Origin of the sequence: Arcobacter ellisii, from assembly GCF_003544915.1 — a bacterium.
In the GTDB taxonomy this organism is placed as follows: Bacteria; Campylobacterota; Campylobacteria; order Campylobacterales; family Arcobacteraceae; genus Aliarcobacter; species Aliarcobacter ellisii.
Genome location: NZ_CP032097.1, coordinates 864419 through 889466, shown reverse-complemented (window position 1 = coordinate 889466; position 25048 = coordinate 864419). Strand labels below are relative to the sequence as shown.

31 protein-coding genes are annotated in these 25048 nt (G+C 27.2%); 7 read left to right on the top strand and 24 right to left on the bottom strand.

Features of this window, described 5'->3' with window-relative positions; translation table 11 throughout:
- Positions 1 to 7: 7 nt before the first annotated feature.
- Genes rpmC through rpsJ form a run of 10 tightly spaced genes read right to left on the bottom strand, consistent with a single transcriptional unit; the run spans position 8 to position 4575 of the window.
- Positions 8 to 199, bottom strand: coding sequence for a 50S ribosomal protein L29 (gene rpmC / locus AELL_RS04530; RefSeq protein WP_118916810.1), 192 nt, complete (start codon positions 197 to 199; stop codon positions 8 to 10).
- A complete protein-coding gene (gene rplP, locus AELL_RS04525; protein WP_014473693.1) occupies positions 186 to 611 on the bottom strand; it encodes a 50S ribosomal protein L16 in 426 nt (141 codons plus the stop codon). The genes rpmC and rplP overlap by 14 nt, the downstream gene beginning before the upstream one ends.
- Before the next feature lie 2 nt (positions 612 to 613).
- Positions 614 to 1318: a 30S ribosomal protein S3 gene (gene rpsC / locus AELL_RS04520; RefSeq protein WP_118916809.1), complete on the bottom strand. Its 705-nt coding sequence runs from the start codon at positions 1316 to 1318 to the stop codon at positions 614 to 616.
- Positions 1318 to 1650 (bottom strand): 50S ribosomal protein L22, encoded by a 333-nt coding sequence (gene rplV, locus AELL_RS04515; protein WP_014473691.1) that lies wholly within the window; start codon positions 1648 to 1650, stop codon positions 1318 to 1320. Before rplV ends, rpsC begins: the two co-directional genes overlap by 1 nt.
- 2 nt (positions 1651 to 1652) lie before the next feature.
- Positions 1653 to 1928, bottom strand: coding sequence for a 30S ribosomal protein S19 (gene rpsS / locus AELL_RS04510; RefSeq protein WP_118916808.1), 276 nt, complete (start codon positions 1926 to 1928; stop codon positions 1653 to 1655).
- 9 nt (positions 1929 to 1937) lie between these two features.
- Positions 1938 to 2765, bottom strand: a complete 828-nt coding sequence (rplB, locus tag AELL_RS04505) for a 50S ribosomal protein L2 (protein WP_118916807.1) — start codon at positions 2763 to 2765, stop codon at positions 1938 to 1940.
- Positions 2766 to 2777: 12 nt separating this feature from the next.
- On the bottom strand, positions 2778 to 3059 hold the full coding sequence (locus AELL_RS04500; protein ID WP_118916806.1) for a 50S ribosomal protein L23: 282 nt from the start codon (positions 3057 to 3059) through the stop codon (positions 2778 to 2780).
- A 1-nt stretch (position 3060) separates the two neighbouring features.
- A complete protein-coding gene (rplD, locus tag AELL_RS04495; protein WP_118916805.1) occupies positions 3061 to 3672 on the bottom strand; it encodes a 50S ribosomal protein L4 in 612 nt (203 codons plus the stop codon).
- Positions 3669 to 4244, bottom strand: coding sequence for a 50S ribosomal protein L3 (gene rplC, locus AELL_RS04490; RefSeq protein ID WP_118916804.1), 576 nt, complete (start codon positions 4242 to 4244; stop codon positions 3669 to 3671). Before rplC ends, rplD begins: the two co-directional genes overlap by 4 nt.
- 16 nt (positions 4245 to 4260) lie before the next feature.
- A complete protein-coding gene (rpsJ, locus tag AELL_RS04485; RefSeq protein WP_014473685.1) occupies positions 4261 to 4575 on the bottom strand; it encodes a 30S ribosomal protein S10 in 315 nt (104 codons plus the stop codon).
- A 308-nt stretch (positions 4576 to 4883) separates the two neighbouring features.
- On the opposite strand from rpsJ, the gene AELL_RS04480 reads away from it, so the two are divergent.
- Positions 4884 to 6134, top strand: coding sequence for an NAD(P)/FAD-dependent oxidoreductase (locus tag AELL_RS04480; RefSeq protein WP_118916803.1), 1251 nt, complete (start codon positions 4884 to 4886; stop codon positions 6132 to 6134).
- A gap of 23 nt (positions 6135 to 6157) precedes the next feature.
- On the opposite strand, the gene AELL_RS04475 is transcribed toward AELL_RS04480, so the two are convergent.
- The 6 genes from AELL_RS04475 to ruvA form a co-directional block, all read right to left on the bottom strand.
- Positions 6158 to 7375, bottom strand: coding sequence for an ABC transporter permease (locus AELL_RS04475; RefSeq protein ID WP_118916802.1), 1218 nt, complete (start codon positions 7373 to 7375; stop codon positions 6158 to 6160).
- Between the two features lie 90 nt (positions 7376 to 7465).
- Positions 7466 to 7954 (bottom strand): HIT family protein, encoded by a 489-nt coding sequence (locus AELL_RS04470; protein ID WP_118916801.1) that lies wholly within the window; start codon positions 7952 to 7954, stop codon positions 7466 to 7468.
- A gap of 18 nt (positions 7955 to 7972) precedes the next feature.
- Positions 7973 to 9409, bottom strand: a complete 1437-nt coding sequence (locus AELL_RS04465; RefSeq protein WP_118916800.1) for a Mur ligase family protein — start codon at positions 9407 to 9409, stop codon at positions 7973 to 7975.
- A complete protein-coding gene (locus AELL_RS04460; RefSeq protein ID WP_118916799.1) occupies positions 9396 to 10115 on the bottom strand; it encodes an alpha/beta fold hydrolase in 720 nt (239 codons plus the stop codon). Before AELL_RS04460 ends, AELL_RS04465 begins: the two co-directional genes overlap by 14 nt.
- 3 nt (positions 10116 to 10118) lie before the next feature.
- Positions 10119 to 11159, bottom strand: coding sequence for a D-alanine--D-alanine ligase (locus AELL_RS04455; protein ID WP_118916798.1), 1041 nt, complete (start codon positions 11157 to 11159; stop codon positions 10119 to 10121).
- A gap of 21 nt (positions 11160 to 11180) precedes the next feature.
- The gene (gene ruvA / locus AELL_RS04450; protein WP_118916797.1) at positions 11181 to 11744 is read right to left on the bottom strand and encodes a Holliday junction branch migration protein RuvA; all 564 of its coding nucleotides are present in this window, start codon (positions 11742 to 11744) and stop codon (positions 11181 to 11183) included.
- A gap of 96 nt (positions 11745 to 11840) precedes the next feature.
- On the opposite strand from ruvA, the gene AELL_RS04445 reads away from it, so the two are divergent.
- Positions 11841 to 14030: a methyl-accepting chemotaxis protein gene (locus AELL_RS04445; protein WP_118916796.1), complete on the top strand. Its 2190-nt coding sequence runs from the start codon at positions 11841 to 11843 to the stop codon at positions 14028 to 14030.
- Positions 14031 to 14054: 24 nt separating this feature from the next.
- On the opposite strand, the gene AELL_RS04440 is transcribed toward AELL_RS04445, so the two are convergent.
- The 3 genes from AELL_RS04440 to AELL_RS04430 form a co-directional block, all read right to left on the bottom strand.
- Positions 14055 to 14408, bottom strand: coding sequence for a hypothetical protein (locus tag AELL_RS04440; protein WP_118916795.1), 354 nt, complete (start codon positions 14406 to 14408; stop codon positions 14055 to 14057).
- A gap of 76 nt (positions 14409 to 14484) precedes the next feature.
- Positions 14485 to 15549 (bottom strand): tRNA pseudouridine(13) synthase TruD, encoded by a 1065-nt coding sequence (gene truD / locus AELL_RS04435; RefSeq protein ID WP_118916794.1) that lies wholly within the window; start codon positions 15547 to 15549, stop codon positions 14485 to 14487.
- A gap of 21 nt (positions 15550 to 15570) precedes the next feature.
- On the bottom strand, positions 15571 to 16392 hold the full coding sequence (locus AELL_RS04430; protein WP_118916793.1) for a thiamine-phosphate kinase: 822 nt from the start codon (positions 16390 to 16392) through the stop codon (positions 15571 to 15573).
- A 143-nt stretch (positions 16393 to 16535) separates the two neighbouring features.
- Here AELL_RS04430 and AELL_RS04425 point away from each other — a divergent pair, with 143 nt between their 5' ends.
- The 3 genes from AELL_RS04425 (at position 16536) to AELL_RS04415 (ending at position 19622) form a co-directional block, all read left to right on the top strand.
- The gene (locus tag AELL_RS04425; protein WP_118916792.1) at positions 16536 to 16922 is read left to right on the top strand and encodes a class II SORL domain-containing protein; all 387 of its coding nucleotides are present in this window, start codon (positions 16536 to 16538) and stop codon (positions 16920 to 16922) included.
- Between the two features lie 159 nt (positions 16923 to 17081).
- A complete protein-coding gene (locus AELL_RS04420; protein WP_118916791.1) occupies positions 17082 to 18461 on the top strand; it encodes a sensor domain-containing diguanylate cyclase in 1380 nt (459 codons plus the stop codon).
- A 63-nt stretch (positions 18462 to 18524) separates the two neighbouring features.
- The gene (locus tag AELL_RS04415) at positions 18525 to 19622 is read left to right on the top strand and encodes a nitrous oxide reductase accessory protein NosL (protein WP_118916790.1); all 1098 of its coding nucleotides are present in this window, start codon (positions 18525 to 18527) and stop codon (positions 19620 to 19622) included.
- Between the two features lie 52 nt (positions 19623 to 19674).
- On the opposite strand, the gene ppnP is transcribed toward AELL_RS04415, so the two are convergent.
- A complete protein-coding gene (ppnP, locus tag AELL_RS04410) occupies positions 19675 to 19989 on the bottom strand; it encodes a pyrimidine/purine nucleoside phosphorylase (RefSeq protein WP_118916789.1) in 315 nt (104 codons plus the stop codon).
- Between the two features lie 116 nt (positions 19990 to 20105).
- On the opposite strand from ppnP, the gene AELL_RS04405 reads away from it, so the two are divergent.
- Positions 20106 to 20369 (top strand): hypothetical protein, encoded by a 264-nt coding sequence (locus AELL_RS04405; RefSeq protein WP_118916788.1) that lies wholly within the window; start codon positions 20106 to 20108, stop codon positions 20367 to 20369.
- Between the two features lie 8 nt (positions 20370 to 20377).
- Positions 20378 to 20992, top strand: a complete 615-nt coding sequence (recO, locus tag AELL_RS04400; protein WP_118916787.1) for a recombination protein RecO — start codon at positions 20378 to 20380, stop codon at positions 20990 to 20992.
- A gap of 1 nt (position 20993) precedes the next feature.
- Here the strand turns inward: recO and AELL_RS04395 are convergent, their stop codons facing one another.
- From AELL_RS04395 to AELL_RS04380, 4 genes are all read right to left on the bottom strand, one after another.
- Complete coding sequence (locus tag AELL_RS04395; RefSeq protein ID WP_118916786.1) at positions 20994 to 21818, bottom strand: HDOD domain-containing protein; 825 nt, start codon at positions 21816 to 21818, stop codon at positions 20994 to 20996.
- A gap of 71 nt (positions 21819 to 21889) precedes the next feature.
- Positions 21890 to 22993 carry a redox-regulated ATPase YchF gene (gene ychF, locus AELL_RS04390; protein WP_118916785.1) on the bottom strand — a complete coding sequence of 368 codons (1104 nt, stop codon included), beginning with the start codon at positions 22991 to 22993 and terminating at the stop codon, positions 21890 to 21892.
- A 121-nt stretch (positions 22994 to 23114) separates the two neighbouring features.
- A complete protein-coding gene (locus tag AELL_RS04385) occupies positions 23115 to 24335 on the bottom strand; it encodes a PepSY-associated TM helix domain-containing protein (protein WP_118916784.1) in 1221 nt (406 codons plus the stop codon).
- Between the two features lie 10 nt (positions 24336 to 24345).
- A complete protein-coding gene (locus tag AELL_RS04380; protein ID WP_118916783.1) occupies positions 24346 to 25011 on the bottom strand; it encodes a DUF4198 domain-containing protein in 666 nt (221 codons plus the stop codon).
- Positions 25012 to 25048: the final 37 nt, after the last annotated feature.

The window sequence follows — 25048 nt, the reverse complement described above, 5'->3', positions numbered from 1 at the left end:
TAGATCCTTAGTTAGCTTTTGCAGCAGTCATAGCTGTTTGAATTTTAGCGATGTCTTTTTTAGCAACTCTTAATTCAGATGTGTTTGTTAACTGCATTGTTTTTAGCTTAGCTTTTAATTCAAAAAGAAGCACCTTTTTCTCTTTTAATAATACTTGAAGTTCGCTCAAGTTTTTGTCTTTTAAATCAGTATAGTTCATTTTCGCTATCTCTTGTTACAATTTTAGTTTTAAACGGTAATTTATGCATAGCTAAAGTTAAAGCTTCTCTTGCTAATTCTTCAGATACTCCAGCCATTTCAAAACAAATTCTTCCAGGCTTAATGTTCATAACCCATTTATCAACTGAACCTTTACCTTTACCCATTCTCGTTTCTAATGGTTTTGCAGTAAGTGGTTTATCAGGGAATACCATAATCCAAACTTTTGCTTGTCTTTTTACTTTTCTTGTCATTGCAATTCTTGACGCTTCAATTTGTCTAGAATCAATTCTTCCGTGTTCAACTGCTTTGATACCGATATCTCCGTATGCTAAAGAGTTTCCTCTATGAGCCATACCTCTATTTCGGCCTTTCATCATTTTTCTGAACTTAGTTCTTTTAGGCATTAACATAATTATTTACCTCTTTTCTTTGTTGGTCTTCTTTTAGGTTTAGAAGTTGACTCTTCAGCTTTTTCAGTTGGAATACCTTTTGCTAATACTTCACCTTTGAAAATCCAAACTTTAATACCGATACAACCATAAGTTGTATGAGCTTCAGCAAAACCATAATCGATTCTTGCTCTTAAAGTATGTAATGGAACTCTACCTTCTAAATACCACTCAGTTCTTGCCATTTCAGCTCCACCAAGTCTACCAGAAACAGATACTTTAATACCTTTTGCTCCACCTTTTAATGCATTTTGCATAACTCTTTTCATAGCTCTTCTAAATGCAACTCTTCTTTCTAATTGTTGAGCAACATTCTCAGCAGATAATTGAGCAGAGATTTGTGGTTTTCTTTCTTCTTTGATATTAACAGCGATTTCTTTACCAACTAATTTTGAAAGTGCATCTTTTAGTTTTTCAACGTCAGCACCTTTTTTACCAATAATTATACCTGGTCTAGCAGCTACAACAGTAACTCTAACTTTTTTTGCTGTTCTTTCAACTACAGTTTGAGCAATTCCAGCATAGTATAATTCTTTTTTAACATACTTTCTGATTTTGTCATCTTCTGCAACGTTTGCTGGCATTGTTTCAAATTTAGGAAACCATCTTGATTCCCAATTTCTATTAATACCTAATCTTAAACCTATTGGATTAACTTTTTGACCCATTACTTATCTCCTTTAGTTGCAGCAGCTACTTCAATCATAATATGTGCAGTTGGTTTATGCTTAGGTGAAGCTGAACCTCTTGCTCTTGGAGTAAATCTTTTTAAAACTGGACCTTTATCAACTCTAGCTGATGTGATAACTGCATCAACTGGATCTAAACCTGCATTTGCAACTGCAGATGCGATAACTTTTGAAATAATTCCAGCAGCTTTATTTGGAGTAAATTGTAAAGATGCGATTGCATACTCTGCATTCATTCCTTGAACTTCTCTAGCAATTAATCTTGCTTTGATTGGAGAAAGTCTAATAAATTTTAATATTGCTTTAGCCATTCTTATGCCTTTCTTTGAACAGAACCTTTATGGCCCTTAAATGTTCTAGTTGGTGCAAACTCACCTAATTTATATCCAACGTGATTTTCTGTAATATTTACAGGAACGAAATTTCTTCCATTGTGCACATTGAAAGTTAATCCAATCATATCTGGTAATACAGTTGATCTTCTTGACCAAGTTTTAATTGGTTTTTTATCATTAGCACTATTTGCACTAATAACTTTTTTCATTAGGTGTGCGTCTACAAATGGACCTTTTTTTACCGATCTTGCCATCTTAAACCCTTACTTCTTTCTTTTTGAAATGATTAGTTTATCACTAGCTTTTTTCTTTCTAGTTTTATAACCTTTAGTTGGCATACCCCATGGAGTAACAGGATGTCTACCAGAGTTAGTTTTACCTTCCCCTCCACCGTGTGGGTGATCAATAGGGTTCATAGCAGATCCTCTAGTTTGAGGTCTAATACCTAAGTGTCTACTTCTACCAGCTTTACCAACAACCATATTTGTAAAATCTTCATTTCCAACTACACCAATTGTAGCCATACAAACACCAAGAATTTTTCTCATTTCACCTGAAGGTAATCTCATGATTACATATTTATCTTCTCTACCCATGATTTGAGCATATCCACCAGCAGATCTAGCGATTTGACCACCTTTTCCTGGTTTCATTTCAATATTGTGAACCATTGTCCCTACTGGAATGTTCATTAAATTCATAGCGTTACCTGGTAAAATATCAAGTCCAGCTTCAGCAGCAGCAACTTTATCACCAACTTTTAATCCAGAAGGTTGAATAATATATCTTTTATCACCATCTAAATATGTAACTAAACAAATTCTACAGTTTCTGTATGGATCGTACTCAACAGTAGATACAGTACCTTCAACACCGAATTTATTTCTTTTGAAATCAATAATTCTATATAATTTTTTAGCACCTGCTTCTTTGTGTCTTGAAGTAATTCTACCGTTATTATTTCTACCAGCTTTAGCACTTACTCTTACAAGTAATGATCTAACTGTTGGTTTAGAAGTAATATCAGAACTATCCATAACTGACATAAATCTTCTTGCAGGAGTTATTGGTCTAAATTTTTTAATTGCCATTTTCTATACTCCTTAAGCTGATAAATTCGCAATTTGTGCGTCTTCAGGTAATGTTACATAAAACTTTTTGAAATCTGCTCTTTTTCCAGGTTTTCCTCTAAATCTCTTAACTTTACCATCTTGTCTTAAAGAATTAACTTTTAATGGTGTAACACCAAAATACTCTTTAAATACTTCTTTTAAACCAGTTTTCGTCATTCTTGGACTAGTTTGAACAACGATTACACCATTTTCTTGAAGCTCAATTGTTTTTTCTGTATATAATATTGCTTTAATATCTGTAATATCTGCCATCTTAAGCCTCTTTTGTTAATGCATCAAGTACTGATTTTTCAATTAGTACTGAGTGGTAAACTGCAAGTAAATAAGCGTTAACTTCTTGCTTTTCAACCATATAACAGTTTTTAATATTTCTAAATGCTAAATAAGTTTTTTCATCAATAACATCACATACTATTAATGTATCTCTCTTATTTATTTTACTTAAAACTGCAACTGCTTCTTTTGTTTTACCTGATTCAATTTTTACTGAATCAACAACAAATAACGAACCATTGTTAGCTTGTGCATTAATAGCATATTTTAATGCTAAAGCTTTTTGTTTTTTATTTACTTTTTGGTTATAGTTTCTTTTAGTAGGTCCAAATGCTTGTCCCCCACCAACGAATAATGGTGATCTTTTAGAACCCCATCTAGCTGCACCAGAACCTTTTTGAGCTTTAGGTTTTTTACCACCACCGCTTACTTCTGCTCTTGTTTTAGCTCTTGCTGTATTTGCTCTTAATGATGCTAAATATGATTTAACATATAAGTATAAGTTGTGAGAATTAATTTCTTCATAACTTGCAGGTAAAACTACTTCACCATTGTTTTCAAATTTTTCGTTTAATACTATAGCTTTGCTCATTTAGCAACCTTTACTTTTCCTAATGAACCATTTGCACCAGATACTGAACCTTTTAATACTAAGATTCCTGTTTCAGCATCAAATGAAATTACTTCATTTTTTACAGATACATTTGTATTTCCGTATTGCCCTGGCATTTTTTTACCTGGCTGAACTCTTCCTGGCCATTCGCAGTTACCGATTGATCCAGTTCTTTTACCCATTCTGTGACCGTGAGATGCTCTTCCACCAGCAAAATTCCATCTTTTAACCGCACCAGAGAAACCTCTACCTTTAGTTTTAAAAGTTGATTTTACTACTTTACCTTCACATAATCCAGAAACATCTAAATCACCAGCTTCAGTATTTGCTACAGTTAATGTTGCAAATCTGTTAAACTCTTTAGATAAGTTGAATTTTTTTTGTTGACCTTCTATAGCTTTGTTAAATTTTTTACCATTGCTATAAGAAACTAGTGCTACACCATCAGTTACTTCACATACTTTCGCATCAAGAACTTTTAAAAGTGTAACAGCTGTACTTGGAACAGAAACTGTTCTACTCATACCGATTTTTTGAACTATAAATTCCATCTTGTCACCCTTTCTCTTATTCTTGACCCATAGATCTTACTTCAACATCAACTTCAGGAGCTAAGTCAAGTTTCATTAGTGAATCTACAGTATCAGGAGTCGCTGCAATGATATCAATAATTCTTGAGTGAACTCTGATTTCAAATTGCTCTCTTGAATCCTTATTTACGTGAGGACCTTTAATAACTGTATATCTTCTGATTTTTGTAGGAAGAGGGATTGGACCTCTCAAATCAGCACCAGTTCTTTTTACAGCTTCAACAATTGAAGCAACACTTCTGTCTAAAACTCTGTGATCATAAGCTTTAAGCTTTAATCTGATTTTTTCCATTAATTTTCCTTTAAAGAACTCGTTAGATGTGCAAAAATGCACCCTAACCACATTTAGTGGACGCGGATTATAACTTAATTGAAGTTAAATGTCAAGTATTATGGGCTTTATCAAATAAATTTATTAATTTTATTTCCTTTTTAAAAGGAATATATTATCAATTATGATACTATGGTAAGTTTTTTTTAAGAAATAGAATTATCTATGAAATAGACTAATTTAAAATTTTATTATGATTTACATTATCACTATTTAGGAATAAATATTGTATATTATTTTTTAGTTTTTCTTCAATAAGGAGTTGATAAATGAAACGAGATATTATAATAATTGGTGCAGGAATTATGGGTTTAACTACTGCATACGAACTTCTTAAAGCAGGTAGAAAAGTTACAATTATAGATGAAAATGATATTACAGATTCAACCTCTTTTGGAAATGCTGGTTTATTATCTGCGTTTGATAAAGGACCACTTGCCAATCCAGGGATTGTTTTTAATACATTAAAACTCATGATAAAAGGTGAATCACCTGTAAATATACATCCTACTTTAGATACAAAAATATATAAATGGTTATGGAAATTTGTAAATAGTGCAAATAAAGATAGACTAAAAAGAACTTTAGCTTTATTTGAGAAATATGGTCACATATCAAATGATGCTTATGAAAAAATGCAAAATATTGATGGTTTAGATTTAGATTTTCAAAGACGTGGAATGTTGTCTGTTTTTACTGAACAAAAAAGTTATGATAAAAAATTACTTGATTATGCAATAAAAAATGATGATGTTTTTGAAATAATAGAAAAAAACAAAATAAAAGAATTTATACCTTGTATTACAAATGATGTGAAAGGAGCTATTCATTTTAAAAGAAATACTCACTTTGACCCAAAAAGAACAATGTTAGAACTAAAAAGATATTTAAAAGAAAATGGTGCTGAATTTATTTTAAATGAAAGAATTTCACATATCAAATATTCAGATTCAAAAATTGAATCTATTAGTTCAGCTCTAAATACTTATGAAGCAGATACATATGTAATATCAACAGGGTATCAAACACTTTTAGCAGATAAAGTAAATCAAAATCTAGTGATGACGCCTGCAAAAGGATATAGTATTACTTTTAAAATGCCTAAAGAATTGCAACCAGTTACATCTACACTATTTTCTGATTTATTTATTGTTATGACACCAAGACGTGATGATGTAAGAATTACATCAAAATTAGAAATTGGTTCAACAAATCATCAAATAGTAAAAAAACAAATAGAAAGTATAAAAGAAAACTTCAAAAAATATACTGTTCCTTTTATAATGGAAGATATTGTTGAATGGACTGGATTTAGACCTTTAACACCTAATGATATGCCACTTATTGGAAGAGATGAAAAATATAAAAACTTGATTTATGGTATGGGATTAGGTTGGCTAGGAATGACTTTTGGTCCAGCACTAGCTTCTATATTAAAAGATTTGATTGTAAATGATTTAGAGAATAAAAATAGTGATGATATTTTATTATTTTCTGGTTTTTATCAAGGAAAATATTAATAAATGTAGGTTATTTCCTACATTTATTCTTTTATATTTGAACCACAATTAGAGCAAAAATCTAAGCTTTTTATAGTATTTGTATGGCAATTTTTACACTCAATTTTTAGTTGATTTTGACAACAAGGACAATAATTCATAATATTAAAATCTACTCTATTTCCACACTTTATACAAATATTTTTATTATAGGCATCAACTATTGATATATTGTTATTTTTTAATTTTTCATTATCTTCTTTAAATCTTTTTTGTATTTTGATTATTATAAAAATAAATATCAAAATAGCAATTGCAATAGCTAAATAATAAACTATAAAAGGTATTTCTAAACTATAAAAAAACATCAAAACTTTTTCAATAAATATTTTTGGAATAAAAATATTTATTAAACTAAGAAAAGAGATTACTGTTGGGATTAATGTTACAACTAATATATTCTTAAAAATAATATATAAAATATATCTATCTTTTTGTAAATAATTTCTCATCAAATAAAAGAATACAACTACTAATGGAACTAAAAATAATAATATTACTAATTCATACTTTATAGAATAAAACTTTTCACTTTTTTTAATATCTTCAAGTATTGTTTCTTTATTGGTGTCTAAATAAGAAAGTAAATCTTTTACAAAATTTGATTCTTTAAATATATTCTCTAAATCAATTTTTTGTCTATTTATTTCTTCTAACTCTTTTTTAAATGTTTCATATTTTTCTTTTACATTTTCTGCTGTTAGTTCACCTTTTACAATAGACTTACTATTATTTTGGTTACTCATTTTTTCAAATAAAATTGTATTGTAGTTTTCTTCTAAATATGTTATTTGACTATTTATTTCATATAATTTATTATTTAATTCTTCATTTTGTTGTTTTAAACTTTTTATATCAATATTGTTTTTTATTATTTCAATTTTTTCTGTAATTAGATTACATCTTTTATCTACTTCTAAATCTTTAATATTTTGATATTTTGTATTATAGTTATAGTTATTATATAAATAGCTGTTAAAATCATCTATACTTGAAGTGTAATTTAATACATCTCTACAATCATAAGGAAACTTTGTATTTGGATTATTTAAAACTCTTGTTTGAAAATCTATTCCTTGATAAAGAGTTGAAAGAATAAAAATATTTAAAATTATAAGTGCAAAAATCGTTAATTTTGAAAGTTTTTCTTTACCTTTGTAGACAAAATTATTTGAGTAAAAATTTTTAATAAAATTTTTCAAGAGTTCTCCTAAATTATTTTTCGGTTATTTTACTCTTTTATTATAAAAATTTTTGTTATTTTATTGGATTGTAGCTTTTTTATTTATATTTTAAATAAAGTATTTAGGAGCATTCAATTTTAATTTATTAAAAATATTTTCAAAATTTGCTGGATAAACTCTTGTTCCACCTATAGAACTTATAAAATTTGTATCTCCAAGCCATCTTGGTAACATATGATAATGAACATGTTGTTCAATTCCAGCACCTGCTGCTTTACCTAAATTCATTCCAATATTCACACCTTCGCATGGCATAATATCTTTTAGAAGTTTAACACCTTGTCTAACTCTTTTACTCATTTGAGTCCAAACAACCTCTTCTAAATCTTCTAAATTTGAAGTATGAAAATATGGAACAACCATCATATGACCTGGACTATATGGAAATTTGTTCATAACTACATAACAATATTCATCTTTGAATAAAACTTGTAGTTTGTCATTTTCAATATTATTTGTTATGTGACAAAAAACGCAACCTTCAATTTTTTCTTCACTTACATAATCATATCGCCAAGGTGCATATAAATGTTCCATTTTATTTCCTATTTTTACTTATATAAAGTTTGGAGCATCATTAGCAAATAAAATCAAATCACCTACTCTAGTTGTTTTTGCTAAAGTTACTTCCATCTCTGATTTATCTTTTAAAATTAATACTTTTTCTTTATTTATGTTTGCTACAAATAAATGAGTATTTAAACTTCCTGTTAAAATTACAAAATCAAAATTTTCATTTATTGTTTTTGCTAAAAGAATATTTGCTTCATCTGTTGATTCAACAAGTCCAGGAGTGATAATAACTTTTCTTCCTTTATGGTTTGAACAAATATTTATAGCTTCTAACATTCCTTCTAAATTTCCATTGAACGAGTCATCAATAATAACTTTTCCATTTGCTTCTATTTTTTGAAGTCTATGTTCTACTTGAGGTAAACTCATCAGTGAAACTTTAATTTCAGGAATAGTCATACCTAAATAATGTGCTACTAAAATAACAGCCGTTAGATTTATAGCATTAAAACTTCCTAAAATTGGAGCATGGAAATTTTCTATTTTTCCAGCAACTTCAACATCAAACCAAATACCATCTAAATTGCTTTTTGTAATTTTTAAATTATTTGGAAATTTTGTAATTGTTGGATAATCTTTAATAGGAACACTTTCGTGAACAAATCCCATTTTCATTTTTGGTGATTTTAAAAGTTCCATTTTAGTATGAATAATATTGTCTAAAGTTTTAAAATACTCAATATGTTGTTCTCCAACACTTCCTATAATACAAATTTGAGGTTCTAAAAACATTGCAATTTCTTCAATATCCCCTTTTACTCTAGCACCTGCTTCTGCTATATATATTTGTGTATCTAGTGGAATATCTCTATTTACATCTAAAACTATTCCAGCTATTGTGTTTACACTTCTTGGTGTTTTATAAACTTTATATTTGTTTTTTAAAACATGATAAAGATAGTTTTTGATTGATGTTTTTCCAAAAGATGCTGTAATTGCTATTGTTTTAAGAGCTGGAATACTTTGAAGTCTTTGTTTCCCTTTATGCTTAAAAGAGATAAAAAAGATTTTTTCTAAAACTGTTGAAATTGCATATGCTAAAAGCAATGGAACAAAAATAAATGTATTTGTACATTCAGGATTTGATAAACAAAGAGCTGTTGTAGCAAATGTTGTAAATAGTAAAATTGCTAAAAATCTCTTAACTCGTGCAGTTAAAACTAAAGGTTTATCAAGCTTTTTATTCCATAATACAAAACTTGTCATATATACAAGTACAAAATAAATAGCAAAATAAGGTTCAGGAATTATATAAAATAGAACAATTGGAGAGACAAAATAAGTTATATGCCATTGCCATTTATGGTGTTTTAAAACAACTCTTTCTAACTTATAGTTATACCATTGAAGATTAGTAATTAAATACCAACCTAAAGCCATAATCAATATTATGTGTGTAATTATATTAACATATTCCATTTTCTATTCTCTCACAAATATCTTTTGCATTTTTAGCAAAGAAGTAATGGTCGCCATCATAAGATATAAATGTTGATTTTTTTATTAAATTTGATATTTTTTTACCTGATTCCAAAGATGTAGCACTATCTTTATCTCCCCAAAATATTAATGCATTATTTTGAAAGTTTGAAAAGTTTGATGAAAAATCTTCATTTACAACATTTTTAAATGTTGCATACATATTTTCACTCATAGTATCTACATCTTTACTTCTAAATCTTTTAGTAATATTTTTTAATCCTAAAAAATTAAAAATTTTTGCAAAAAGAATTTTTATTTTAACATCTAAAGATTTTTCTTCTAAAATTCCTGCACTACTTAAAAGTACAAGATTTTTTGGATTAAGTAAAGTAGCAACTTTACCTCCATAAGAGTGTCCAACTATAATATCTTTTGAAGAGTTTAAAAGCTTTAATAACTCTTCTGTAATTTTTACATAATCATTTGTAGTTAAAACATATTCATTTTTACTTTTACCAAATCCTGGCAAATCTATATAAACATGTCTAAAATTTTTAAGATACGATGAAAAAACATTTTTCATTATATCTTTATTTGAGCCCCAACCATGCAAAAAAACTATATCTTTTGTTGCCATTGGATTTACAATTTCATATGAAATTTCAAAAAATTTATTATTTATAGTTAAACTTTTTGTTGCCAAAGTTTATTTTCCCTTGCTCGCATGAATTTTATTTACATATTCATAAGTTATTGGAATATGTTTTTTTCTTGGTAAATTATTTGCAACTTGATTAAATAAAGTAGCAAAATCTTCAAATAAATAATTTGCCATTGATCCTGGAATTGAATTTATTTCATTTAAATAAACTGTATCATTTACAACAAAAAAATCACATCTAATGATTGAGCCTTCAAATAAATTATTATAAAGTCTTCTAAATGATTCTTTTATCTCTTCATTTAATTTTTCACCTAAATCAACCTCTTTTGCTTTTGAAGTTCTTGAAAAATCTAAATATTTTTTATCAAAATCTAAAAATTCTGCTTTTTGTGGTTCTTCAATAATTGAGAATTTAAATTCTCCATTTACTTTTGTTCCAGCTAAATTATACTCTTTAACTCCACTAATAAACGGCTCAATAATAACTGCATTGTCAAATTCATAAGCAACATCAAGTGCATATTCTAACTCTTCTTGAGATTTAACAATTGAAACACCAATTGAACTTCCAAGTTTTACAGGTTTTAAGATAACTGGAAAACTTTCAACTACAACCTTATCACCTTTTGTGTAATATTTGTAATCTAAAGTATTAACTCCAACACTTGAAGCATAACCTTTTGTTAAAAATTTATTTGAACTAATAACACAAGCTTCTGTTCTTGGTGCAATAAAAGGAATTGAGTAAAAATCTAAAACTGAAGATAAAATTCCATCTTCACCATCTCCACCATGTGAAAGATTTAAAACAACATCAAAATCAATAGTTTTATCTTTTGAGAATAGTCCACCTTTTTTATAAAAACCACCCTTTTGGAAATAAACTTTTTCAAATTTTTTATAATCACCTGAACTAAATAGTTTTGATTTAATAATATCTGTTGGAATATGGTACATATCTCTTGAAGAATCTAAAAATAAATAAATTAACTCATCTTTTAAAACATCTTTCATTGCAATTGAACTTACGATTGAAATTTCGTGCTCAAAACTTACACCACCAAAAACTATAGCTACTTTCATTAAATTCCTTTTAATAGATTATTATTTTTGTAATTTTTTTAACGCTTCTTTTACTAAATCACTTGTATTTCCACTTACACAAGTTTTTAAAACTTTTGAAATAACATCTTTTTTAAATCCTAATGATTCTAAAGCAAGAGCTGCTTCAAAAGATGAAGATAAAGTTGAGTCATCACTGTTTTCGTGATTATCAACAATAAATCCAGATAATTCAACTAAAATTCTACTTGCACCTTTAGGTCCAATTCCAGGAACTCTTTTTAACATTGAAACATCATTTTCATTCACTATTTGTGCAAATGAAGTTGGTGTAAAAGTAGAACAAATAGCAAGGGCAACTTTAGGACCAACTCCATTTATTTTAATCACTGTATCAAAAAGCTTTTTTTCATTTGAATCTAAAAAACCATATAAAGATTGAGAATCTTCTCTAATAATATGTGTTATTTCTAATTTAACATCATCAGAAATAATTTTTGAACTACAATTAACTGAAACAAAAACTTCATAAATAATTCCGTTTACATTTACATTTAATAACGTCGGTTCTTTCTTTATTATTTTTCCTATAAGCCCTACAATCATTATCTTACTCTTTGTATAAATAAAATTTTAAATTTTAATATTTAATAAATAAACTTCATTATATAATAATTACACTTAAACAAAAAGGCTAGTATTATGTTTGAAATAATAACAAAAAAGATAAGCAATAAAATTATAGTGGCGTTATTTCTACTTATGTCACTAAGTAGCTTAACAGTTATATTTGTAACAACTTCCAAAGTAACTGAAGATTCAATTGTAAAAACAAAAGAAAACTTAGAGATGTTAAATGCGGCAATGTTTCAAAGTCTTAGAAATGCAATGAACACAGGAGATCCAGTTCAAATTGCAAAAGCAGAAGAAGACGCTAGACAAATAAATGGTGTAAAAAACCTAACTGTTGCAAAAAGTAAAGCCTTAATGGAGCTTTATCCTTCAAACGTTCCTTATACAACTGATGAAAAAGTCCTTGCAACATTTGAATCTAAAAAACCTCTTTTATTACAAACTGATGATGAAAATGGTCATAATCTAAGAATGGTGAAACCAATGATTGCAACACAAGAGTGTTTAATGTGTCATGCAAATCAAAGTGAAGGTGATGTAATAGGAGTTATGGATTTAACTTTCTCATTGGAAGAATCAGATAGTAAAATAAAAAGTTTATTAACTGAAATCTCAATAATTTCAGTTATTTTGTCACTTATAACTATTGCCTTAATTTTATTTATAGTAAAAAAAGCAACAAATCCTATTGGAAAATTAAAAGAGGGATTTGAAAATTTACTTAATTCAAACGATACTAACATCACATTAAAAATTGATTCACAAGATGAAATTGGAGAAGTTGCAAATCTATTTAACTCTTATATGAATAAAGTAAGAGATGGTTTAAAACAAGATGAAAAAGTGATTGAAGAAGCAAGTGATGTTTTAGAAAAAACAGCAAATGGTTTCTTTGTTTATAAAGTAAATGGAACAGCTTCTAATCCTCATGTTGAAGATTTAAAAAATAAATTAAATTCAATGATTTTAAAAACAAATGAAACAGTTAATAAAATAAATGAAGCTTTAAGATATTACTCTGAATCAAAATATAATTTTGTAATCAATGATGATGGAATTTATGGAAACTTAGGTTCATTAACTTCAGGAATAAAACTTGTAGGAAATAATACTTCTGAAATTTTAGCAATGGTTATGAACACAGGAAATGCCTTAAATGAAAGTACAAAAACACTTTCTGGTGCTTCAAATAATCTTTCAACTTCTTCAAATCAACAAGCTGCTTCATTAGAAGAGACAGCTGCTGCTTTAGAAGAGATAACAGCAACAATTCAAGCAAATACACAAGCAACAGTTGAAATGGCTCAATTAGCACAAAATGTAACTAAGTCTGCTAAAAATGGACAAGAATTAGCAAATTTGACAGCTTCTTCAATGGATGAAATAAATAAAGAAGTAAGTTCAATCAATGAAGCAATTGAAGTAATTGACCAAATTGCATTCCAAACAAATATTCTATCTTTAAATGCAGCTGTTGAAGCAGCAACTGCTGGTGAAGCTGGAAAAGGATTTGCAGTTGTTGCTCAAGAGGTAAGAAACTTAGCAAATAGAAGTGCAGAAGCTGCAAGAGAAATTAAAAATATCGTTGAATTAGCAAGTAAAAAAGCTAAAGAAGGTAAAGATATCTCTGATAATATGATAAATGGTTATAAAGAGTTAAATGAAAATATCTCAAATACAATTGTAACAATAGATAAAGTAGCAAGTGCTTCAAAAGAACAAGAAAGAGGTATTATTCAAATTAATGATGCAATAAATATGCTTGACCAAGCAACACAAAAAAATGCACAAGTTGCTGATCAAATATCAACAATGGCATCAAATATTTCAGCTATGTCAAACTCATTAGTAACTGCAGCTGCAAGAGCATCATTCTTAGAAGACTCTTTAGATAAAGTTTGTGATGTAGATTTAGTTTATGATACAGCATTGTTAAAAGTTGACTTATTAAATACAAAAGATAAAGTTTATGGGAAACTTGGAGATTATAAATCATTTAAAATTGAAGAAAATCAAACATTAAAACAATGGAGTGAAAAACATATTAATTCAGGGAAAAGAGTTGATATGACTATTATGAAAAATATAGAAGAATTAAATAATAAATTCCATCATAATCTACAAGAATTAGTAAATGCGAATTCAAATAAAGAGAAAAATGAAGAGCTAAATAAAAGAGCTAAAGAGGTTGAAATGGATGCTTTAAGAATCTTCGGTAATCTAAATAACGTAAAAAGAGAAGCTTGTAAAAAGAAATAAAAGAAGAGAAACTCTTCTTTTATTTTATGCCTGCATTTGTTTAATCAATAATTCTAACTCATCTGCTGATAAAGTCTCATCAGAAGAATCAATATTTTTTGCACTTGGAGCTAAGTTATATTGGCTTTTATCAATATCATTTTTTTCACAAACAAAATTAACAACTCTTTCTATTTTTTGTCTATGTAAGTCTTGATTTTGTAATAATCCATAAATATTTGATATTACATCACTAATCTTATTTTTTTTATGTAAAGGTATATCTAATCCTTCAATAACATTATCAATCATCTCTGCATTATCATAAATCAATTGAGCGTTATTTTCTGACTCTTTTATCACTTCACATAATTGTGCAATTAACTCTTCATATTTCATCTACTTCCTTTGAGACTATTTAAATATGAAGAGTTTAGCTTATTTTAACTTAATAATTTTTACTTATTTTATATTATTAATGAATTATTTCAGCTATTACTTCTGTTGCGTAAGAACCTTTTGGAAGATAAAATTGTAATTCCATCCAGTTTTTTTCTTCTTTATAATTACTTCCTATTTCTTCAGGAAAAATCCAAGCAAATCTTCTTGCACCATCTTCTCCAGTTTTTTCTTCAAACTCTTTTTCAATTTCATAGGCTAAATCAACTGAATTTTTAACTCTTTTCCCTGATAATAAACCTGTTGGAACTCTATCTCTTTCATAAAATTTTTCTGATTCTGTTTCTAAATCTTCTATAGTAAAAATCTTTCCAAAAGGATAATGAGATAATAAATCTCCAGGAAGAAGTTTAAACGGATGTTTTTGTTTTTTCATTTGTTTAACAATATCAAGAGGAAGATTTAATTTTTGATAAATCTCTTTTGGTTCAAAAGCATCAATCAATTTTGAAATTTCAATTCTTTTTGAAAGCCAAGCATTAAATAAATAACTCTGATAAGCATTGATATACATTTGTTTTAAGTTTCTATTTCTCTCTTTTAACTTTCCATCAATAATATCTTTACCTTTTTTATAATTGTCACCCTCAATTCCAAATCTTTGAAAACCAAAATAGTTTGGAATTCCATAAGTTGCAATTTGTCCTAAAGCCTCTTCAATTTTTCTTTTTTCAACTAGACCAACTCTTTTTAGTCTAATAAAAAATTTATTACCTTTTAGATGTCCTACTTTGATTTTGTTATTATGATAAGTAGTTTCAAGTATTTTTAGATTATCATGTTGAAAAGATTTTAATTGCTCTTCAAATTTTCTATGAATAGAAATAGATTGAATTGTCATTGCATTTTTATCTTTAAGTCCAGCATATCCAAACTCTCTTGTACTACAATTTAGATATCTTGCTAAAATTTCTATTGCATCCCAAGTTGCTAAATCTTTTTTTCTAATTTTTAAAACTAAATGCTCACCTTCTCCTGAAAATTCATAAAGTGGTATTTCTGTAACCACAAAATCATCTTTATTTTGTTTAAAAAACACATCTATTTTTGAGTGATTTAAGTATCTTTGTAATTGTTCCAAATATTTTTCCTTGTTTGTTGTTTAAAAATGATGATTTTTACAATCTGTTCTGTATTTGCCTTTTACAGCTTTTGCAAAAATATTTAATTTTATTTTATGTTTTTTTGCAATTTTTTTTATTTTTTCTAAATTTTTTTGATTAAATGAAAAAAGAATTTCATACTCTTCTCCTGAAGTGCCAATATCATTACCAATTTCATCAAAAAATTCAAATCCAACTTGACTAGCTTTTGATAATCTTTCTAATTCAAAAAACAGTCCATCTGAAATATCCATTGATGCTGTTATATAAGGAGCTATTTCATAAAAAAATTTTTGATTTAAAACTGGTTTTATAAATTTTGATTTTTTAGAAATATCTTTATTTTGGAATAATCTTTCTAAATCTCTTTTTGATGTTCCAAGAGTTCCCGTATAACAAAGTAAATCATCTCTTTTTACACCTTTTCTAAAAATTGGTTTTGAAGTTTTAGAAATAATTGTAACTGAAATATCAAGTTTTTCATTTGAAATAGTATCACCACCAATTATCTCTATTCCAAACTCTTTGGCAGCTTTTTTAAAACCTTTTGATAATTCCTTTAAATCATCTTCTGTGTATGATTTAGGAATTGCTACACTTAAAAGTGCATATAAAGGAATTGCATTCATAACAATTGCATCTGAAATATTTACAATCATTGATTTGTAAGCAATTTGTTTTAAACTCATCCACTCTTTTTTGAAATGTACATTTTCAAAAAAAGCATCCATTGAGTAAACAAAACCATCAATAAAAGCACCATCATCACCAATAACTTTATTATTTGAAAACTGTTTTATAAAATACTCTTCTTTATTCATTCTTTATTATATCAAAGATGAACATATATAGTTGTTAAAACAGACTTTTTTTAAAATTTCACAAAGAGGATAAAATATATCTTATTTGTTTTATAAAAAATAGTGTATAATATTTCACTGAAATTATTTTATTAGGAGATACTATGCCAAAAATTAACAAATATGTTGATATTGATACTGTTGAAAGAGAAGCAAAAAAAGATTTAATTGATAGACACAGTCCATTTATTCACTGTGCATCAACTGCAAAAAAAGGTGAACCATTTGAAGTTACTGTAAAAATGGGTAATGAATATACTCATCCAGATGATTTTGATCACTACATTGAATCTGTTTCTTTATTTAATGGAGATGTATTATTAGCAAAAGCTACTTATGTTCCAGGAACATTAGGAAATGTAAAAGCACACAATACAACTACATTTACAATCATCCCAACTGGTTCAAAATTAAACTTAGTTGCTCACGGTTACTGTACAAAGCATGGAATTTGGGAAGGTACACCTGTAGAAGTAGCTGTAGCTGAATAAGCACTAACTACGATACAGTCCAAAAGGTAAGAGGTTTTTACTTCTTGCCTTTTTTTATTTCTATTTTTAATCTCTTATATTACGAAACACCAATTAATAACTTTTATTGTTTACATTATTTTAATTAGCTATAATACTACACTATTTTAAGGTTGAGTTATGAAAAAAATTATGCAATTAAAAGAATTTTCTTATATTTTAAAAAATAATAAAAATGAAATCGTTGATTATTGGCTTGAAAGACAAGATGTAAAAGATATTTTTTTAACAAATCAATTAATATTAACAAATGAAAGAAAAAAAATCTTTTACGATTTATTTGATTGTATTATAAGTATTATTCAATGGGAATTAACAATTTCTGAGTGCCCAATAAAAACAAAATTTTTACAACTAATAAATGAAAATTCTTTAAATATTTTGAATTTTTTTACTATTTTTGCATCTTTAAAAAATAGTATAAACTACTATTTTCACAAAGAAGAAGTTTTATCTTTTGCATTAAGTAATGATATAGAAAAACACTTCCAACGAATCACAAGTGAGTTGTATATCGAGTATGAAGAACTACAATCAAGTAAAACTAATTTAAAAGATAATTATTCAAATCTTTTAATTGAGTATAAAAAAGCTGTTGATTTAAGTAATATTGTTTCAAAAACTAATCCAAAGGGAATAATTACTTATGTAAATGATAAATTTTGTGAAATTTCTGGTTATAAAAAAGAGGAGCTAATTGGTAAACCTCACAATATTGTAAGACATCCAACTATGTCAAGTAGTGCATTCCAAGAGTTGTGGGATACAATAAAAAATAAAAAACCTTGGCAAGGACTTATTACAAATCTAAAAAAAGATGGAAGAAGTTACATAGTTCACTCAACTATTGTACCTATTTTAGATATTGACGGAGATATTGTTGAATATATTGCAATAAGAAATGATGTAACTGAATTTGAACAAGCAAAAGAACAATTAAGCACTTTAAACAAAGCTATGAAACATAAAGTTGATGAACTTTATTCAATGGCACAAATTTTTGAAAAACAAGCTTCTATAGATAACTTAACAGGTATTTTTAATAGAAGTAAATTTGAAGAATTTTTTGATTTGGAACTTGAAAAAGTAAAAATGCAAAGAAATAATCTAAGTATTATTTTATTGGATATTGATAATTTCAAAGAGATAAATGACAATTTTGGACATCATACAGGTGATGAAGTTTTAAAATCTATTTCAAAAATAATTTCACAAAATATAAGAGCAACAGATACTTTATGTAGATGGGGTGGAGAAGAGTTTATTATACTTCTTCCTGGAACTTCTTTAATGCAAGCTAAAGTTGTAGCAAATAATTTAAGAAAAATAATTGATGAATATGATTTTAGAGGAATAGAATATCCTATTACTTGTAGTTTTGGGGTTGCTATTTTTAATAATGATGATACAAAAGAAGTGCTCTTTAAAAGAGTTGATAATGTTTTATATAAAGCCAAAAATAGCGGTAAAAATATAGTTATCGGGGAAGATGAAATATAAAATTTAACAAAAAATTAACTTGCTTTTAATATAATCTTTTTATATTTACTATAAGGAAAGTTTATGAAAAAAAGTATAAGTTTACTTATGTTTTTATTTGCATTGATGTTTTCAAACCTAAATGCAAATGAAATGTTCCAAACAGTTGAGCCTAAAGATGCAACTTTAGTTAAAACTGATTCTTCTAAAGAGTTTTGTAATGTATGTGGAATGCATTTAACAAAATATTATAAAACAAATCATGTAACAGAGTTCAAAAATGGTCATAAAGAACAATATTGTTCTATTCATTGTCAAGCAGAAATTTATCGAGATTATAAAAATAAAATCAAAACTATTCAAGTTGTAGATACAAATTCTTTAAAATTGATTGATGCAACTAAAGCATTTTATGTTGTTGGTAGTTCAAAAGAAGGAACAATGAGTCCAATAAGTAAATATGCTTTTTTATCAAAAGATGAAGCAATTAAATTCCAAAAAGAGTTTGGTGGAACTATTCATAATTTTGAAGAAACAATGAATATTGCATTAAAAGATTTACCAAATGATAATAAAATCTTAGACGAAAAAAGAGTTCCAATGGCTAAAAAAGGGAAAAAGATTTTTGAATCAATGTGTGATATATCAAAGATGAAAGATTTTAACTCTATTGGTGAAGCAAAACAATATTTAATAGATAATAATGTTTGTAAAAATTTAGATTCACAAATGCTTCAAGCAGTTTCAATTTATTTATACAATCCATCAGCAGCAAGTGAAAAATCAAAAATGTTAAATGTTCCTCAAGATGCTAAATGTCCTGTTTGTGGGATGTTTGTATCAAAATATCCAAAATGGGCTGCACAAATCAAAACTAAAGATGGACATAATCACTATTTTGATGGGGTAAAAGATATGATGAAATTTTATTTTGAACCTTCAAAATATGGACATAATCATACAAAAGATGAATTAAATGATATTACTGTAACTGATTATTACTCTTTAGAATCAATAAATGGTAAAGATGCCTATTTTGTAATTGGTTCAAATGTATATGGACCAATGGGTGAAGAGCTAATTCCATTTAAAAATGAATCTCAAGCTAAAAAATTTATGGAAGACCATTTTGGAAAAAAAGTTTTAAAATTTGAAGAATTAAAAAAAGAGATGTTATTTTAACTTACATTACAATGCGATTTTATCGCATTGTTTGTAAGCAATAAATAACAATTTAGTTTTTAATAAAAGAACAACAATAATCTACTAAAGAGTGAACTCTTAATTTGAATTTTGAATTTGCTGGAATTTCAAAAGAAGCTGGACCTTCATATTTTGCCCAATCTTTAGCTGGTAACATAACTTCTAATACACCTCTTTGAATATCAATTACCTCTTTATGAACTGTATTTAATTCATATTCACCTGGTAACATTATCCCTAAAGTTTTTCTTGAACCATCTTCAAATGTGATAGTTCTACTTGTGATATTACCTTCAAAAAGAATATTTGCTGCTTTTGCAATAGAAACACCGTTAAACTCTGCCATTTACATTCCTTACGTTATTATTTGTGTTATTGTAACACAACTATTATATTATTATATTGAAGCAAAAGAGTAGTTCTTTTTTGTTATAATTCCAAAATTTAAAAAAAGGTGTAGAAATGACTATTCAAGAAGAATTAGAAGATTTAATAAAAAATGAAGTACTTGTAGAAATTGAAGATTATATTGATGAATTATTTGAAATTATTGCTGCAAAAAAAGATGATGAAAATACAAAAGAAGAACTAAAACAAGTTCAAGAAATGAAAAAAGATTTTGAAGAGATGTTAGCTGATTTAATTCATGGTGATATTGATGATGAAGAGTGTAGAGAAATCATAGAAGAAATTCATGAAATGAGAAAAGAAGATTTAGAGGACTAATAACTTTTATGCAAGGTTATATAATAGATATTAAACCTGTAAAAGATGATGATTTAATAGTAACTATTTTAAGTGAAAATGAATTAATAACTGCATATAGATTTTATGGAGCAAGGCATTCAAACATAAATATAGGCTATAAAATTGATTTTGAATTAGAAAGTACAAGGGCTAATATTCCAAGATTAAAAGATGTTATTCAACTTGGATTCCCTTGGATTTTAGACAATGAAAAAATGTATTGTTGGCAACGATATATAAAACTATTTTACCCTCACTTAAAAGAGATAGAAGAACTTGACCCATTTTATTTCTACTCTTTAGAAAATCTTATTCATATAATGACAAAACAAAATGTTTTAAGAGCAATCTGTGAATCTTATATAACATTACTTGAACATGAAGGAAGACTTCATACAGATTTTGAGTGTTTATTATGCGAAATACCTATAAATGATAATGTATCTTTAGTACGTGGATTTTTGCCAGTTCATGCACAATGTACTCACTCAAGAGTATTTGAATTTAAAAAGATAAAAGATTTTTTTGAGAAGAAAAAAATGATAGATTTAGATGATAGTGAAGTAGAATATTTATGGAATATTATACTTCAAGGTTTATAGACTAAAGTTCGTCTAACAATCTATCTTGCAAAGTTTGAATAGCATTTTTTAAGATTTTTGTATCAAAACCATAAGAAGTTGCTTTAGAAATAGCTTTTTCAATATTTTCATCACTTAATGGATTTTTTACATGAGCTGCTGTTTTTATTACATCCAAAATTTGTGATCTTTTTTTATATTCAGGAATTGCATTTGAAATATCATCTACATGTTCAATCATATTTATTAAGTTTTCACTAAGTTTCCAATGTCTAAAAATATTTGCAGTGATTTGTGAAGTTGTAACATCTAATAACTCTTTTTCAACTACTTCAATACTTGCACCTGAAGCTATTTTTGTTTTAAACAACTCAGTTTTTCCTTCGTTTGAAATAATATCAGCTAAAATAAACTTTCCTGTTTCTTGTAAAAGTGCAGGTAAAATAATATCTTCTTTTAAATCAACATCAATTTTTGAAAGCCATAAATTAGCCAATGTTGATGAAATATTTGATGCTCTCATAAAATCATCACTGTTTATTCCATATGGCTCTAAATTTGTCATTAAAAGGTTTTGTACTGTTCCACCAATTGCAATAGAAATTGTAAAATTTATTCCTAGCAGATTTATAGCACGACTAGGTGTTTCAACTTTTGAACGAAATCCAAACATTGCTGAATTTGAAATTTTCAATAAAGTAGAAATTATTAAAGCATCTTTTTCAATAATTTTTAATAAATCTACTGCTTCTTTATTTGGTTGTTTTCTAAACTCTTCAATTTCAATAATCGTTTTTGGTAATGGAGGAAGAGACTCTATTTTTTCAAGGATACTATTAGATAACAAATTTAAACTCCTACTATTCGTATATTATGTCAATTGTAACAAAAAACTAATCAATTAATAATAAATCTTAACTATACGTTAAATCTAAAATGCATAATATCACCGTCTTGAACAACGTAATCTTTTCCTTCAAGTCTTAATTTTCCAGATTCTTTACATTTAGTCTCACCACCTAAAGTAACAAAATCCTCATAAGAGATAACTTCAGCTTTAATAAATCCTTTTTCAAAGTCATTATGAATAACTGCTGCTGCTTGTGGTGCTTTTGTATTTTTTCTAATAGTCCAAGCTCTAACTTCAATTTTTCCAGCTGTAAAATAACTCATTAAACCTAATTTATCAAATGCTTTATGAATAATTTGCTCTAGTCCTGATTCTTGAACGCCTAAATCAGATAAAAACTCTGTTGCTTCTTCATCTGAAAGACCAACTAATTCCTCTTCAATTTTTGCACAAAGCATAATAACATCGGCATTTACATTTGCTGCATGTTCTTTTACTAAATCAACGTATTTATTTCCTCCATCTGCTAATGAATCTTCATCAACATTTGCACCATAAATTACATCTTTATTTGATAAAAATCTTAACTCTTTATCTAAAGCTTTAAATGCTTCATCTTCAAGTTTTTCAAAAGTTTTTACAGGTTGTAACTCTCCAACGTGAGCAAATAACTCTTCAGCAATTATAAGTTGAGAAGCAGCCTCTTTTGAAGCTTTTGCTTGTTTTTTAAGTCTTTCAATTTTTTTCTCTAGTTGAGAAATATCAGCATAAATAAGTTCTGTTTCAATGATTTCAATATCTCTTAAAGGATTTACATCTCCTTCAACGTGAGTGATATTTCCATCTTCAAAACATCTTACCATATGTAAAATAACTTCAACTTCTCTAATATTTGATAAAAATTGATTTCCTAAACCCTCACCTTTACTTGCACCTCTTACAAGTCCTGCAATATCAACAAAATCGATAGTTGAATGTTGAATTTTATTTGGATTAACAATCTTTGCTAACTCATCAAGTCTTTTATCAGGTACTGGAACAATCGCTTTATTTGGCTCAATTGTACAAAACGGATAATTTTGTGCCTCTGCATTTTGTGCTTTTGTTAAAGCATTAAAAGTTGTTGATTTACCTACGTTTGGAAGTCCTACTATTCCTACACCTAATCCCATTTTCTACCTTTTTTTTTGTTATTTTAATTTATTATGTTTATTAATATTATAGTAAAAGAAGGTAAAAAAAGAGATAAAATGAGGGAATTAAATTTTTATGAAGAAAAAGAGTAGTTTAAAACTACTCTTTTATTATTTTTGCTTTTTTCTTTTTATGTCTATTTATAAATAACATAAATCCAGTTATTACAAAAAGTGCCATAAGTGATGAAGCTAAAAACATACCAATTTGTCCAATAAGTCCAAAATATTCCCCAGTATGTAAAGGTAAAATACTTCTCATTAATTGTTCATTTAAAGGTTTGTTTTCAAATCTTTCATGTTTTACTAATTGCCAAGAATTTATATCTAATTCTAAATTATTTGATTCTCTAAAGTGTTTTGATTTATCATCTAAATATGAAAAACTATATAAAGTACCTTTTTGTGGTAGTTTAACAGTAAATGTATAATAATCTTTTTGAACAAAAATATTAAACATATTTACAGCTTTTTGTAAATCATCAAATTTTGCAGAGTTATCCCCTCCACGTTGACTTTCACCTCGTGCCTGAGCATCTTTTTGTGTTTTTTGTCCTTCTACTTTTGGCGATTTTGAAGCTTCTTCGTTTTTTTGTCCTTGTTGCATTTGAGGGGCTTGTTGTCTTTGTGGTTTTTCAACACCTGCTATTTTATAAAGCATTGTGTTATACCATTGATATGACCAGAAAAGTCCAGTTAAAGCAACTAATAAATAAAATGGAATTACCCACATCCCAACTGCACTGTGCATAGTTGATAAAAAAGCTCTACCTTTATGTTTAAACTTAAATGTAAAACTTTTAAAGAATGAGTGTTTTATTCTTCCCCAATAAATTATAATACCACTAATCGTAAGAATTATTAATGCAATTGTAGAAATAGCAACTATTTGTTTCCCTACTTCACCTAACATTAATCTTCTATGTAAATCTAATATCAAAGAGAAAAAAGCTTTTCCTTTTACTTCTGGTAAAACCTCAGCTGTATAAGGATTTATATAAATATTTATTCCTCTTTTAGCTTCTCTTCCTTCACCACTTCCAGCTATATTTATAACAGATGATTCACTAGCATCAGTTGAAACAGAAATACTATTTATTTTTGCTTTTGGATTAGTTATTTGATATTTTTCTAATAACTCTTTAGGAGTTAGTTTTTCTTGATTTAAAGGGGCAGTTACGTAAAAACTATCTTGATTTATAAACTTTGTTAACTCTTTTTCAAAAGATAATATAGCTCCTGTAATTCCAACTATAAAAAGGAAAACTCCCAAAAAGATTCCTAAAATCCAATGTATTTTAAACCATATTGTTTTATGCATATTTTACTTCTTATCTTTTAATTTCCCAAGGTAAACCTTGTTTTTCTTCTATTGTATAAACGATAGAATGAACTGTTCTATCATAAACTTTCCCATCAATTTCACCCTTTGTATCATCATGAATTTCAGCTTTTAATAAATATTTACCAATCCAAGGAGTGTGTATTGTAAACTCACCTTTATCACTACTCATAAATGTTTTTTCCCAACCTGTTGGAGAGATAACTGTAATTCTTGATTTTTTAATTGGTTCATTTTTAAAAAGAATTTTAAAACTATTACTATCTTTGTTAAGTGGCACAATATCAAAATCAACAAAAGATTGAGTATTTACTCTTCCAGTTTTTAAATAAGAAATTTTATTTTCAATAATTTCTAAATCTCTTGCTTTTTTAGGTTCTGCAGTTCTAATAACAACTACATCATCTTTTTTTGTTAGAGAATATGTAATATTATTATCATTTCTTTTAACTTCTTTTAATAATTCAGAAGGATATAAAATTCCCTCTTTTATCTTGGAAAATTTTTCACCACTTTCTAAATGTTTATCTTCAAATTCTCCAAAATATAATTTTACCTCATCTTTTTTATCATCAAATTCTAACCAAATGTCATGGGCACTAAGATTAATAATTGCAGTTGATGATATCAATATTGAATAAATAAGATTTTTCATGTAACTCCTTTATTTTTTAAAATTGGATTTTAACTTA

What these genes read in the sequence shown, in the direction of transcription:
- rpmC (WP_118916810.1), bottom strand. Translation starts at nt 199, where the DNA reads ATGAACTATACTGATTTAAAAGACAAAAACTTGAGCGAACTTCAAGTA.
- rplP (WP_014473693.1), bottom strand. Translation starts at nt 611, where the DNA reads ATGTTAATGCCTAAAAGAACTAAGTTCAGAAAAATGATGAAAGGCCGA.
- rpsC (WP_118916809.1), bottom strand. Translation starts at nt 1,318, where the DNA reads ATGGGTCAAAAAGTTAATCCAATAGGTTTAAGATTAGGTATTAATAGA.
- rplV (WP_014473691.1), bottom strand. Translation starts at nt 1,650, where the DNA reads ATGGCTAAAGCAATATTAAAATTTATTAGACTTTCTCCAATCAAAGCA.
- rpsS (WP_118916808.1), bottom strand. Translation starts at nt 1,928, where the DNA reads ATGGCAAGATCGGTAAAAAAAGGTCCATTTGTAGACGCACACCTAATG.
- rplB (WP_118916807.1), bottom strand. Translation starts at nt 2,765, where the DNA reads ATGGCAATTAAAAAATTTAGACCAATAACTCCTGCAAGAAGATTTATG.
- AELL_RS04500 (WP_118916806.1), bottom strand. Translation starts at nt 3,059, where the DNA reads ATGGCAGATATTACAGATATTAAAGCAATATTATATACAGAAAAAACA.
- rplD (WP_118916805.1), bottom strand. Translation starts at nt 3,672, where the DNA reads ATGAGCAAAGCTATAGTATTAAACGAAAAATTTGAAAACAATGGTGAA.
- rplC (WP_118916804.1), bottom strand. Translation starts at nt 4,244, where the DNA reads ATGGAATTTATAGTTCAAAAAATCGGTATGAGTAGAACAGTTTCTGTT.
- rpsJ (WP_014473685.1), bottom strand. Translation starts at nt 4,575, where the DNA reads ATGGAAAAAATCAGATTAAAGCTTAAAGCTTATGATCACAGAGTTTTA.
- AELL_RS04480 (WP_118916803.1), top strand. Translation starts at nt 4,884, where the DNA reads ATGAAACGAGATATTATAATAATTGGTGCAGGAATTATGGGTTTAACT.
- AELL_RS04470 (WP_118916801.1), bottom strand. Translation starts at nt 7,954, where the DNA reads ATGGAACATTTATATGCACCTTGGCGATATGATTATGTAAGTGAAGAA.
- AELL_RS04465 (WP_118916800.1), bottom strand. Translation starts at nt 9,409, where the DNA reads ATGGAATATGTTAATATAATTACACACATAATATTGATTATGGCTTTA.
- AELL_RS04455 (WP_118916798.1), bottom strand. Translation starts at nt 11,159, where the DNA reads ATGAAAGTAGCTATAGTTTTTGGTGGTGTAAGTTTTGAGCACGAAATT.
- ruvA (WP_118916797.1), bottom strand. Translation starts at nt 11,744, where the DNA reads ATGATTGTAGGGCTTATAGGAAAAATAATAAAGAAAGAACCGACGTTA.
- AELL_RS04445 (WP_118916796.1), top strand. Translation starts at nt 11,841, where the DNA reads ATGTTTGAAATAATAACAAAAAAGATAAGCAATAAAATTATAGTGGCG.
- AELL_RS04440 (WP_118916795.1), bottom strand. Translation starts at nt 14,408, where the DNA reads ATGAAATATGAAGAGTTAATTGCACAATTATGTGAAGTGATAAAAGAG.
- AELL_RS04430 (WP_118916793.1), bottom strand. Translation starts at nt 16,392, where the DNA reads ATGAATAAAGAAGAGTATTTTATAAAACAGTTTTCAAATAATAAAGTT.
- AELL_RS04425 (WP_118916792.1), top strand. Translation starts at nt 16,536, where the DNA reads ATGCCAAAAATTAACAAATATGTTGATATTGATACTGTTGAAAGAGAA.
- AELL_RS04420 (WP_118916791.1), top strand. Translation starts at nt 17,082, where the DNA reads ATGAAAAAAATTATGCAATTAAAAGAATTTTCTTATATTTTAAAAAAT.
- AELL_RS04415 (WP_118916790.1), top strand. Translation starts at nt 18,525, where the DNA reads ATGAAAAAAAGTATAAGTTTACTTATGTTTTTATTTGCATTGATGTTT.
- ppnP (WP_118916789.1), bottom strand. Translation starts at nt 19,989, where the DNA reads ATGGCAGAGTTTAACGGTGTTTCTATTGCAAAAGCAGCAAATATTCTT.
- AELL_RS04405 (WP_118916788.1), top strand. Translation starts at nt 20,106, where the DNA reads ATGACTATTCAAGAAGAATTAGAAGATTTAATAAAAAATGAAGTACTT.
- recO (WP_118916787.1), top strand. Translation starts at nt 20,378, where the DNA reads ATGCAAGGTTATATAATAGATATTAAACCTGTAAAAGATGATGATTTA.
- ychF (WP_118916785.1), bottom strand. Translation starts at nt 22,993, where the DNA reads ATGGGATTAGGTGTAGGAATAGTAGGACTTCCAAACGTAGGTAAATCA.
- AELL_RS04385 (WP_118916784.1), bottom strand. Translation starts at nt 24,335, where the DNA reads ATGCATAAAACAATATGGTTTAAAATACATTGGATTTTAGGAATCTTT.
- AELL_RS04380 (WP_118916783.1), bottom strand. Translation starts at nt 25,011, where the DNA reads ATGAAAAATCTTATTTATTCAATATTGATATCATCAACTGCAATTATT.